The following is an 11,229-nucleotide window of genomic DNA, read 5'->3' as shown; positions in this document are numbered from 1 at the left end:
CCCCTCTCCTTCCCGCCACCCGAACCCGTAACTGCCCGAAGCGAGGCCGATCCGTCCCGGCGGAACAATCTGGCCCTCATCACCGCCATGCTGCACCACCACCGGGTCCTCAGCCGTGCTCAGATCACCAGGCGGACGGGACTCAACAGGTCCACAGTGGGAACCCTGATCGGACAGCTTGTAGCGCTCGGGCTGGCGTATGAGTCCGCACCCTCAGGTGAAGCGCAGGTGGGCAGGCCCAGCCCCGAAGTCCGCCCGAGCCCCTCCACTGCAGCACTGGCCGTCTACCCGGAAATCGATGCGGTAACCATCGGGCTGGTCAGCCTCGGGGGCCGGATCCAAAAAAAGATCCGCTTCCCCACGGAGCGGATACCTTCAGCCACGGAAGCCGTGAACATCGCGGCCGCCGTCATCGAGGGCATGCGTTCTGAACTGGACACGTCCTACCGGATCACGGGCGCAGGCATGGCAGTGCCCGGCCTGGTCAACCAAGCCGATGGAATCGTCAGGCACGCGCCGCACCTTGGCTGGCGGAACGAGCCGGTGGCCCGGATGCTGGCCGAGGCGACGGGGTATGCCTGCCACGCCGCCAATGATGCCTCCCTCGCGGCCGAAGCCGAGCTCCTCTTTGGTGCCGGAGCCGGCCGGGAAAACCTCATCTACCTCAACGGCGGGGCCAGCGGCATCGGCGGCGGCGTGATCGCTGGCGGCACGCTGCTTCGAGGGGCCAGCGGCTACGCGGGCGAACTCGGCCACACGTTCGTCCGGACGGCGGGCAATTCCTGCCATTGCGGAGCCACCGGCTGCCTGGAAACGGAGGTCTCGCAATCCCGGCTCTTCGAACTGGCCGGGCTCGCCGGCGGGGACGCCGCAGAGCTGGAGCATGCGCTGCGGCATGCCGGCAGCCCCGAAGTGGCCAGGGAAGTGGAACGCCAGCTGGAGTATCTGGGCACGGCATTGCGGAACGCTGTCAACATCTTCAACCCGGAGGTCATCATCTTGGACGGATTTCTGGGGATCCTGCACAGCCTGTCGCCCGGGACGCTGGAAAATCTGGTCCGGTCCGGGGCAATGGCTGGGCCGGCGGCAGAAGCCAGGATCTACCGGGCGGCACTGGGCGCTGACCTCATGATGATCGGGGCGGCAGAACTTGCCTTCGCCCAGTTCCTGGCGGATCCCGCCAGCGCGGGCCCATTGCCCGCGGCCCCGGTCTCGGCAGCTGCCCGCAGTGGCGCCCCGGCCTCGACGTGATCGCGCGGCGTCCGGTCCGGAGACCGTTCATTGACCTTTAAGAGTCAATGAGCTTCACGCGGCGCAGCGGTTGATTCACGCACAACAAGATGCGTGGCCAGCTCCACCCGCTGGGAATCGAGAGCTTCGCCGTGGAGCTGCCGCAGCACCGCGCGCAGTGCCGCACGGCCCATCTCCTGCAGGGGCTGCGCCACGGACGTGAGCGGCGGAATGGATTCCTCCGCCTGGTAGGTCCCGTCGAATCCCACAAGGCTCAGATCCTCCGGAATCCGCAAACCGTTCCGCCGGGCTTCGCCGAGGACGCCGAGTGCGATGCTGTCGCTCGCTGCGAAAATGGCAGTGGGCGGCTCGGCGAGGGACAGCAGTGCCTTCAGGCCCCGGGCTCCGTGATCCGAGCGGAAGCTTCCTGACAGGACGTACGAAGGATCCACCGTCACATCTTTTGCCATGAGGGCCGCCATGTAGCCGTGCAGCCTCGCCTGGTTGCACTCGGCAGCTTCCGGGCCGCCAAGGAAACCAATGCGCGAATGACCGAGCTGGAGCAGGTGTTCCGTCGCGGCCTTGCCGCCCGCCCAATTGGTGGCACCGACGCTCACAACATCAGCCGGTGGCGGGTTCAGGGGGTCAATCACCGCCACCGGGATCTTCCGGCGCCGAAAGGCATGAAGCTGCGCGGCGCTGAAGGCGGACGTCACCACGATCATGCCGCTGCGGCCGGCATCCACCATCCTCTGGGCGCGGCGTTCGGGGCTCAGCGCCGCGCTCAGCGCCGCACCCGTCACCTGGCTGGTTACGCTCAGGACCACTTCGACGTCCGTGGTCCCGGCATACTCCAGCACCCCGTTGAGGATTTCCACCGCATAAGCGGAGTTCAGTGCGTCGAAAACCACCTCGACGACGGTCTGCCCCGGGGCGGTCGTGCGCCGCTGCACAGGGGACTGATATCCCAGCGCCTCCAGCGCCGCAAGTACCCTGGCGCGAGTATCGGGCGAGACGTCCTCCCGGCCGTTGACAACCTTGGACACGGTGGGAGCTGACACGCCGGCACGCAAGGCAACGGCTGCAAGGGTCGGTTTCTCCGGCCGAACGGTCATAGACAAGGGATCCTCGAGTTCTTTCGAAATATTTCGCTGCCATCATCTTGCCTCGGATGAACCGTGCCGGTCAACAACCGAACAGGCATCCCGAGTTGTTTTGCCGAAAATCGCTTGACTGTGACTGCGCTCACGGCTAGATTTACCTCACCGGCCGCAATAGTTTCGAAATGTTTCGAAATCCTTACTCTGCGGCTGCGCCACCACACACGAATGGACCGCCCGCCTCGGAGTCGACGCCGGCGGCCCACTTCACACGTTACCGGGTACCAGCGTTGCGCCCGGAGGATGAACGGAAGCGAAATGAACATTCGAAAGTTGCGCTCGGCTGCACTGGCATTTTCCGCCGCGGGAGTGGCGCTGAGTCTGGCCGCCTGCGGCTCTGCCGGTCCTGCCGGTTCCAATGTCAGCAGCGACTCGGCAACCATGTGGGGTCTGACCGGCGGCAACCAGCCTGTCCTGCAAAAATCAGTGGAGTCCTGGAACCAGGCCAACGCTGACAAGTCCATCAAGCTCGACTTCTTCGCCAATGATGCCTACAAGACCAAGGTCCGGACGGCTGTGGGCGCTGGAGAAGGGCCCACCTTCATCTACGGCTGGGGCGGCGGAGTGCTGAAATCATACGTTGATGCCGGCCAGGTGGCCGACCTGTCTGACTTCGTTGCACAGAATCCTAACGTCAAGGACCGCTACCTCCCCTCGGTGCTGAAGAACGGCGTAGTGGACGGAAAGACTTACGCCCTTCCGAACAACAACGTCCAGCCCGTGGTCCTGTATTACAACAAGGAGGTTTTCGACAAGGTCGGCGCACAGGCACCCAAGACCTGGGATGAGCTCATGGCGCTCGTGCCGAAATTCAAGGAAGCCGGCATCGCTCCGTTCTCACTCGGCGGGCAGTCGAAGTGGCCGGACCTGATGTGGCTCGAGTACCTCGTAGAACGCATCGGCGGCCCGGAGGTCTTCGCGAACATCGCCGCCAACAAGCCCGATGCCTGGTCTGACCCCGCCGTGGCCCAGTCACTGACCAAGATCCAGGAGCTGGTGGACGCGGGTGGCTTCATCAACGGCTTCTCCTCCGTCGCCGCCGACAGCAACGCCGACCAGGCACTGCTCTACACCGGCAAGGCCGCCATGGTCCTGCAGGGCGGCTGGATCTACCAGGGCATGAAGAAGGACGCCGCCGACTTCGTCAAGGGCGGCAAGCTCGGTTACGCGACGTTCCCCACCGTTTCCGGTGGCAAGGGCGATCCCGCCAACGTCGTCGGCAACCCGTCCAACTTCTGGTCCATCTCGGCCAAGGCCACTGACGCCCAGAAGAAAGCCGCCCTGGACTACGTCAAGGACGGAATGTTCACCGACGGCGACACCCAGGCCCTGATCGACTCAGGAGCGGTGCCCGTGATCAACGGAATCGACAGCAAACTCGCTGCCTCTCCCGACAAGGACTTCCTGACCTTCGTCTACGGCATGGCCAAGAACGCGCCGAGCTTCACCCTCTCCTGGGACCAGGCCCTCAGCCCTGCCCAGGGCGACGCAATGCTGTCCAACCTGGACCAGATCTTCCTGAAGAAAATCAGCCCCGAGCAGTTCGTCGCCACAATGAACGCCACGATCGGTAAGTAGCACCATGACTTCCCTTAGTTCTCCTGCCCGGAGGGTCCGCGACGCGGGCCCTTCGGGGTGGCTGGCGGCGCCGGCCCTCGTCTTCTTCCTGCTGTTCGCCGTGATTCCGCTCCTCGGTGTGGTGTTCCTCAGCTTCACGAGCTGGGACGGTCTCCGGGAGATCAAGCTGGACGGGCTGTCCAGCTGGGCCACAGTCCTCACGGATCCGGTGACCGGCAACGCCCTTCTCGTAACAGCAAAGATCATGTTCTTCTCATTCATTGTCCAGGCGCCCGTGAGCCTGCTGCTCGGCGTCTTCACCGCCGGCGGGCAGAAATACCGGGCGGCCCTGGCCGTCCTCTACTTCCTGCCATTGCTTCTCTCCTCGGCTGCCGTTGCGATTGCCTTCAAAGCGCTGCTCGACCCCAACTTCGGCCTGGGGCCCGGTTTCCATTTGCCCCTGCTGACCCAGGACTGGCTGGGCAATTCCGATCTGGTGCTGTTCGTCGTGGTCTTCGTCATCGCCTGGCAATTCGTCCCGTTCCACACCCTGATCTACCAGGGCGGCGTGCGCCAGATCCCGGCTTCACTCTACGAAGCGGCGGAGATTGACGGGGCGGGCCGGTTCCGGCAGTTCTGGAACATCACCCTGCCGCAGCTGAAGTACACCATGATCACGTCCTCCACGCTCATGGTGGTGGGCAGCCTGGCCTACTTCGACCTCATCTTTGTGCTCACCGGCGGCGGACCCGGCTACAGTACGCGGCTGCTGCCGCTGCACATGTACCTGACGGGATTCAAGGCCAATGACATGGGAGCCGCCAGCGCCCTCGGCGTCATCCTCATCGTCATAGGTCTTGGACTTGCCCTCCTCCTGCAGCGCCTCGGCGGCAAGAACCGCAACGCAAGCCAACTGGAAGGTGCCTGATGGCCTCCACGACTCAGCTCCCTGTCCCTCCGGCGACCGTCACCGGCCCGCCCGCCGCAGCGCCGGCTTCCCGCACGAAGGGGCTGGGACGCCGGCGTCCAAACCTTCTGGGCGGCGCGGGCGGCTGGCTCTGGCTCGCGATTATCATCGTCCCGATCTACTACGTGGTGATTACCAGCCTTAAGAACCAGGCGGGATTCTTCACGTCCAATCCGATGCTCCCGGCGGCGGAGCCCACTCTGGACAATTACAAGCTGGTGCTGGACAACAACTTCGTCAGGTACTTCACCAACAGCGTCATTGTCACCGTTGGAACGGTGCTCCCCGCCCTGGTGGTGTCCTTCATGGCCGCCTACGCAATCGTCCGGGGCAAGAGCCGGTTCCTGAACTGGACGAACAACCTGTTCCTCCTGGGTCTCGCCATCCCGCTCCATGCCACCATCATCCCCATCTACTGGATGATCACCAGGGCGCACCTGTACGACACCCTGCTGGCGCTGATCCTGCCGTCCGTGGCTTTTGCCATTCCGGTCTCCGTCCTCATCCTGTCCAACTTCATGCGGGATGTGCCCAACGAGCTGTTCGAGTCCATGCGCCTGGACGGCTGCTCCGACTGGGCCATGCTGTGGCGGCTGGCACTTCCCATGACCAAGCCCGCCGTCATCACCGTCGGCATCTACAACGCCCTGCACGTCTGGAACGGCTTCCTCTTTCCGCTGATCCTGACGCAAAGCCCGTCCACGAGGGTGCTGCCGCTCTCGCTGTGGGCGTTCCAGGGTGAGTTCAGCGTGAACATCCCCGCCATTCTCGCCTCAGTGGTTCTGGCGACCCTGCCCCTCCTGGTGATTTACGTCGTCGCCCGCCGGCAGCTGCTGAGCGGACTGACCGCCGGATTCAGCAAATAGCATGCCGGGCCTTACGAAAGGACCTCAATGACAGCCGCACAGACGCTGCGCGTCGGCATGGTGGGTTACGCCTTCATGGGTGCAGCCCACTCCCACGCCTGGCGGACCGCGCCCAGGTTTTTCGACCTGCCGCTTCAACCCGAACTGACCGCCGTCGCCGGCCGTAACCCGGAAGCGCTGAACGGAGCCGCCGCCAAGCTCGGCTGGGCCTCGACCGAAACGGACTGGCGCCGCCTGATAGAACGCGACGACATCGACCTGATTGACATCTGCACGCCTGGGGACACTCATACGGAGATAGCGCTCGCCGCCCTCGAAGCAGGCAAGCACGTGTTGTGTGAGAAGCCTTTGGCCAACTCCGTGGCCGACGCGGAAAGGATGACGGACGCGGCGCAAGCCGCGGCCGACCGCGGCGTCTTCTCGATGTGCGGCTTCAGCTACCGCAGGACGCCCGCCCTTGCCCTCGCCAGGAGGTTCGTGGACGAAGGGCGGCTCGGCACCCTCAGGCACGTCCGGGCCCAGTATCTGCAGGACTGGCTCAGCGATGAAAACGCCCCCATGACCTGGCGGCTGGACAAGTCCAAGTCAGGGTCCGGCTCGCTGGGCGACATCGGTGCGCACAGCATCGACGCCGCACAATGGATCACGGGCCAACGAATCAGCGGCGTGTCGGCCCTGACGGAGACCTTCGTGCCGGAAAGGCCACTCGCCGGCAATCTCGTGGGACTCGGCGGACACGGCGACGCCGGCGCGGACACGCCCCGCGGAACCGTCACCGTGGATGACGCCGCACTGTTCACTGCACGGTTCGACGGCGGTCCGCTGGGGAGCTTCGAAGCCACCCGTTACGCCTTGGGACGGAAGAACGCCATGCGTCTGGAAGTCAACGGAAGCCGGGGATCACTGGCCTTCGATTTCGAGGAGATGAATGTGCTCTCGTACTACGACGCCACCGAATCGCCCGACGCCGGCTTCCGGCGGATCTTCGTCACCGAGCCGGAGCATCCGTACGCGGCCAACTGGTGGCCCACCGGCCACGGACTGGGCTACGAGCACGGGTTTACGCACCAGGTGGTGGATCTCGTGACCGCGATAGCAACCGGCCGACAGCCGGAACCGTCCTTCGCCGATGCACTGCAGGTGCAGCAGGTCCTGGCTGCCGTCGAGGCAAGCGCCGCCGACTCCAGCCGCTGGCACAACGTTAAAAACTAAGGAAGCATCCCATGACAGAAACCAAGACAGCCCTGGTGGTCCGCGGCGGCTGGGACGGCCACCAGCCGTTCGAAGCCACGGAACTCTTCATCCCGTTCCTCAAAGGCAACGGGTACGACGTCCGCGTGGAGGAGTCCCCGAAAATCTATGCGGACAGCGCGTACATGTCCGGAGTCGACCTGATCATGCAGTGCATGACAATGACCACCATCGAAAAGGAAGAATTCGCCGGCCTGCGCGCCGCAGTCGAAAACGGCACCGGCCTGGCCGGCTGGCATGGCGGCATCGCGGATTCGTACCGCAACAACTCCGACTACCTGCACCTGATCGGCGGCCAATTCGCCTGCCATCCGGGAAAGCACCCGGACGAACTCACCGGGGAACAGTCGGACAACTACGTGCCCTACACCGTCCGGATGCTTCCCGCCGCTGCCCAGCACCCCATCACCCAGGGCCTGGGTGACTTCGACCTCGTCACCGAGCAGTACTGGGTGCTCTCGGACGACTACATCGACGTCCTCGCCACCACCACCCAGAAGGTCCGCGAATGGGACCCCTGGCACCGCGAAGTGACCTCCCCTGCGATCTGGACCCGGCAGTGGGGAGAAGGCCGCATCTTCGTCGCCACACCGGGGCATCGGGTGGAAATCCTTCAGGACACCAACGTCCGCACGATCATTGAAAGGGGCCTGCTGTGGGCAAGTCGCTAAAAGTAGGAATCATCGGCTGTGGCGCAATCATCGCCCAGTATCTCGCCAGTTTCCGCAGGCTGGACGGCGTCGAACTGGTGGCGGTGGCGGACCTCGATCCCGCGAGGGCCCGGGCCGTGGCGGACAGCTACGGCGGCGTACGGGCGGTCAGCGTCGACGAACTGCTGGCTGCCCAGGACGTTGACCTTGTCCTGAACCTGACCATTCCGGCAGCCCATGCGGACATCGCGCTGAGGGCCATCGCAGCAGGCAAGAGCGTCTACGGAGAAAAGCCGCTGGCAGCGAACGTGGCGGAAGCCCGGCAGGTGCTTGAGGCGGCCGTCAAGGCGGGGGTGAGCATCGGGTGTGCACCCGACACGGTCCTGGGCACCGGCATCCAGACCGCCAGAAAAGCCATCGACGACGGCCTCATCGGGGCACCGGTCTCGGCCACCGCCACCATGGTGACTCCAGGCCATGAGCGCTGGCACCCCAACCCCGACTTCTACTACCAGCCCGGCGGCGGACCCCTGCTGGACATGGGTCCGTACTACGTCAGTGCCCTCGTCACCTTGCTGGGGCCGGTGGTGTCCGTGATTGGCGCCGCAAGCCACACCCGGCCCGCGCGCACCATCGGGTCAGGACCGCGGATGGGCGAAACGGTCCCCGTGAACACCGATTCCCACGTCACCGGAATTCTGGTTCATGCCTCGGGCGCGCTGTCCACGCTGGTGATGAGCTTTGACGCTGTGCAGTCCAAGTCCCCCAACATCGAGGTCCACGGCGAGCAAGGATCATTGGTGGTTCCGGATCCGAACCATTTCGACGGCGATGTGCAGCTGTTCCTGCTCGGCTCCGACGCCTGGGAGACGCTGCCGGTGTCCGCCGGCTACCTCGATGCGGGCCGCGGCTTCGGCATAGCGGACCTCGCCGGCACGCCTGCGGGACGCGAGCCGCGCGCCGGCGGGGTCCTGGCCTTCCACGCGCTCGAGATCATGGAAGCCATGCTCGTATCAGCGCACAGCGGAGCCGCCGTCCCCATTCAGAGCACGGCGGTGAGGCCGGATCCGGTGCCCTTGACCGACCTCAACCGGCCGGCCGCGGCTGAGGAACCGGCTGAGGCGGAGGAACCGGCTGAGGAATCACTGCCCGGCGAGGAGATCCGGCAGGACGACGCGCAACCCGTCAGGTCATAGGATCGTCAGTTCAGAGGGTCGCGCAACAACGCCCCGGTGGCATTCAGCCACCGGGGCGATTGTGGATTTGCCTAGCGGCCGCCGGCAATCTTCCTGCTGCGCTGCTCCTGCGCCATCAGCCCGTACGGATAAACCCCGACGCGCGGCTGGCTGGCTTCCGTCAGCCTCTCGGTTTCCGCAGAGGTCAGCTCAAGATCTGCCGCCGCCAGGTTGTCCGCCAGTTGTTCGGTAGTGCGGGCCCCGAGGATCACGGACGTGACCGCAGGACGGTCCGCGAGCCACGCGAGGGCCACCTGTGAGGCACTGACGCCGTGATCCGCGGCGATCTTCTCGACGGTTCCGATGACCTCCCAGGTGCGTTCGTCGTCGTTCCTGGCCTGCCAGGCTTCCATGCCGCGCGTGGGGTTCTCGCCCAGACGGGTGGCTCCGGCCGGCGGCTGGTCCCGCTTGTACTTGCCGGACAACCAGCCGCCGCCAAGGGGTGACCAGGGCAGGAGCCCGATGCCCGCGTCGAGCGAGGCGGGCACAATCTCCGACTCGATCTCCCGCACGAGCAGGCTGTACTGCGGCTGGAGAGTCACGGGAGCGCTCCAGCCGTGCGCCTTCGCAAGGTGGACGGCCTTGGTCAGCTGCCATCCCAGAAAGTTGGAAAACCCGTAGTACGCGATCTTCCCGCTGCTGACGGCATCGTTGAGGAACCGCAGTGTCTCCTCCAGCGGCGTGATGGGGTCCCAGGCGTGCATCTGGTAGAGATCGATCTGCTCCACGCCGAGGCGCCGGAGCGAATCATCCAGGGACTTGGTGAGATGGCGCCGGGAGGTGCCCAGGTCGTTGGGGCCCTTCCCCATGGGGAACCGGCCCTTCGTGGCAAGGACAACCTGGTCCTTGGCTTCCGGCCGTTTCGCGAGCCAGCGTCCGATGATCTCCTCAGACACGCCGGAGCTGTACACGTCCGCCGTATCGATGAAGTTGCCGCCGGCTGCCGCGTAGTCATCCAGGATGGCGTGGGACGCTTCCTCCGTGGCCTCGGCGCCGAAGGTCATGGTGCCCAGCGCGTAGTTGGACACGACGGCCCCGCTGTTGCCCAGGGTGCGGTATTGCATGGTTCTCCTCAGTCCTCGGTGGTCAGTTCTCGGTGGTCAGTCTTCGGTGGGGGTGGTGCGGTTGGAGTGGTAGGTCCGCCACGTGTGCTCGGGGGCGAAACCCAGGAGCCGTCTGGCCTTGTCGATGGAGAGCATGGTCTCGTGCTCGCCCAGCTCCCTGGTTACCTTGACGTTGGGGAACACCTCGGCGGCCAGGCTCGCGCTGGAGCGGCTCATGACGGTGTCCTCGTTGGCGATGATGAACGCCTCAAAGCCGGGCTTCCCGCTCTCGAGGGCGCGCGCCACCGCCTGGGCGCCGTCGCGTCCGTCAATGTAGCCCCAGAGGTTCCATTTGCGCAGCGTCGCGTCAGCGTCAAAGGACGGGAACTCCTCGTAGTCCTCGGGGTCCATGACGTTGGAGAACCGCAGCCCGGTGATGCTGAGCTCCGGGTCCCACCGCGTCATCTCGATCGCCATCTGCTCCTCCAGGTGCTTCACCAGCGAGTAGGTACTTTCCGGCCTCGCCGGGTATTCCTCATCCACCGGGATGTAGGGAGGGTCGACGTCGAACGGCAGTCCCAGCACCGTCTCGCTGGAGGCGTACACGACCTTCTTGATGCCGGCCCTGCGGGCCGCCTGGAACACGTTGTAGGTGGACAGCATGTTGTTCTCGAAGGTGGCGGCGTCCGGCACGAGCCCGGGCGCCGGGATCGCCCCGAGGTGGACGATTGCGTCAAACCCCCGGTGGCGGTCGTCCAGGCCCAGGACCACGTCCAGTACCTGGCCATAGTTGCGCAGGTCCACGACCGCATGCGCGGCGCTCCTCTCTCCCGCCCGGTCCAGGTTCAGGACGGAGTGCCCGTCCTCTGTGAGCCGGCGGACCACGCTGCGCCCCAGCTTTCCGCTTCCCCCTGTTACAGCAATTCTCATGGTGGTCTCCTCTGGCTTGGTTTGCAGGCCGGCCCGGTCTGACGGCCGGTCCGGGTGTGGACTGTCATGGCGGAGTCCCGCCGGTCACCTTCCTACCCAGCCTAGGTGCGCGGGTGCCCCCGCGCAGCCCTTCTGGCAGGCCCTGTGAGTCCTAGGAAAACCGGAGCCACCCGGGATCTGCAGCTCGGGCAGGTCCGCTAAGACACACTACGAGGGCTAAAACCTTGGGACCCCCAGGCCCCGGCAGGTGTGTGTTTTCCTGCTGGCCTTCCTTATGAAAACCCGGGAATTTCTTGATGGAATCCCAGAAACTCCCCCATGCGGGGGTCCACCAATACCC

At 65.1% G+C, this 11,229-nt stretch carries 10 protein-coding genes; 7 read left to right on the top strand and 3 right to left on the bottom strand.

Going from position 1 to position 11,229, the window contains the following annotated elements; translation table 11 throughout:
* Positions 1 to 69: 69 nt before the first annotated feature.
* Positions 70 to 1,251 carry an ROK family protein gene (locus LQ144_RS21995; protein ID WP_230121376.1) on the top strand — a complete coding sequence of 394 codons (1,182 nt, stop codon included), beginning with the start codon at positions 70 to 72 and terminating at the stop codon, positions 1,249 to 1,251.
* A 44-nt stretch (positions 1,252 to 1,295) separates the two neighbouring features.
* On the opposite strand, the gene LQ144_RS21990 is transcribed toward LQ144_RS21995, so the two are convergent.
* A complete protein-coding gene (locus LQ144_RS21990; RefSeq protein WP_230121375.1) occupies positions 1,296 to 2,345 on the bottom strand; it encodes a substrate-binding domain-containing protein in 1,050 nt (349 codons plus the stop codon).
* A gap of 303 nt (positions 2,346 to 2,648) precedes the next feature.
* Between LQ144_RS21990 and LQ144_RS21985 the strand changes: the two genes are divergently transcribed.
* The 6 genes from LQ144_RS21985 to LQ144_RS21960 are packed head-to-tail and all read left to right on the top strand — an operon-like array spanning position 2,649 to position 8,877.
* Complete coding sequence (locus LQ144_RS21985) at positions 2,649 to 3,968, top strand: extracellular solute-binding protein (RefSeq protein WP_230121374.1); 1,320 nt, start codon at positions 2,649 to 2,651, stop codon at positions 3,966 to 3,968.
* Positions 3,969 to 3,972: 4 nt separating this feature from the next.
* Entirely contained in the window at positions 3,973 to 4,875 is a 903-nt protein-coding gene (locus LQ144_RS21980) for a sugar ABC transporter permease (protein WP_230121373.1), read from the top strand.
* Entirely contained in the window at positions 4,875 to 5,780 is a 906-nt protein-coding gene (locus tag LQ144_RS21975; RefSeq protein ID WP_230121372.1) for a carbohydrate ABC transporter permease, read from the top strand. Before LQ144_RS21980 ends, LQ144_RS21975 begins: the two co-directional genes overlap by 1 nt.
* A gap of 27 nt (positions 5,781 to 5,807) precedes the next feature.
* Entirely contained in the window at positions 5,808 to 6,992 is a 1,185-nt protein-coding gene (locus tag LQ144_RS21970) for a Gfo/Idh/MocA family oxidoreductase (protein WP_230121371.1), read from the top strand.
* Positions 6,993 to 7,003: 11 nt separating this feature from the next.
* Positions 7,004 to 7,702: a ThuA domain-containing protein gene (locus LQ144_RS21965; protein ID WP_230121370.1), complete on the top strand. Its 699-nt coding sequence runs from the start codon at positions 7,004 to 7,006 to the stop codon at positions 7,700 to 7,702.
* Positions 7,687 to 8,877, top strand: coding sequence for a Gfo/Idh/MocA family oxidoreductase (locus tag LQ144_RS21960; protein WP_230121369.1), 1,191 nt, complete (start codon positions 7,687 to 7,689; stop codon positions 8,875 to 8,877). The genes LQ144_RS21965 and LQ144_RS21960 overlap by 16 nt, the downstream gene beginning before the upstream one ends.
* Before the next feature lie 71 nt (positions 8,878 to 8,948).
* Here the strand turns inward: LQ144_RS21960 and LQ144_RS21955 are convergent, their stop codons facing one another.
* A complete protein-coding gene (locus tag LQ144_RS21955; protein WP_230121368.1) occupies positions 8,949 to 9,980 on the bottom strand; it encodes an aldo/keto reductase in 1,032 nt (343 codons plus the stop codon).
* 36 nt (positions 9,981 to 10,016) lie between these two features.
* Entirely contained in the window at positions 10,017 to 10,889 is an 873-nt protein-coding gene (locus LQ144_RS21950) for an NAD(P)-dependent oxidoreductase (RefSeq protein ID WP_230121367.1), read from the bottom strand.
* Positions 10,890 to 11,229: the final 340 nt, after the last annotated feature.

It is taken from the genome of Arthrobacter sp. Bi83 (assembly GCF_918698095.1).
Lineage (GTDB): Bacteria > Actinomycetota > Actinomycetes > Actinomycetales > Micrococcaceae > Arthrobacter.
This window is presented reverse-complemented; position numbering and strand designations above follow the sequence as displayed.

Coding starts and splice junctions, on each gene's coding strand:
- LQ144_RS21990 (WP_230121375.1), bottom strand. CDS start 2,345: ATGACCGTTCGGCCGGAGAAACCGACCCTTGCAGCCGTTGCCTTGCGT.
- LQ144_RS21985 (WP_230121374.1), top strand. CDS start 2,649: ATGAACATTCGAAAGTTGCGCTCGGCTGCACTGGCATTTTCCGCCGCG.
- LQ144_RS21980 (WP_230121373.1), top strand. CDS start 3,973: ATGACTTCCCTTAGTTCTCCTGCCCGGAGGGTCCGCGACGCGGGCCCT.
- LQ144_RS21975 (WP_230121372.1), top strand. CDS start 4,875: ATGGCCTCCACGACTCAGCTCCCTGTCCCTCCGGCGACCGTCACCGGC.
- LQ144_RS21970 (WP_230121371.1), top strand. CDS start 5,808: ATGACAGCCGCACAGACGCTGCGCGTCGGCATGGTGGGTTACGCCTTC.
- LQ144_RS21965 (WP_230121370.1), top strand. CDS start 7,004: ATGACAGAAACCAAGACAGCCCTGGTGGTCCGCGGCGGCTGGGACGGC.
- LQ144_RS21955 (WP_230121368.1), bottom strand. CDS start 9,980: ATGCAATACCGCACCCTGGGCAACAGCGGGGCCGTCGTGTCCAACTAC.
- LQ144_RS21950 (WP_230121367.1), bottom strand. CDS start 10,889: ATGAGAATTGCTGTAACAGGGGGAAGCGGAAAGCTGGGGCGCAGCGTG.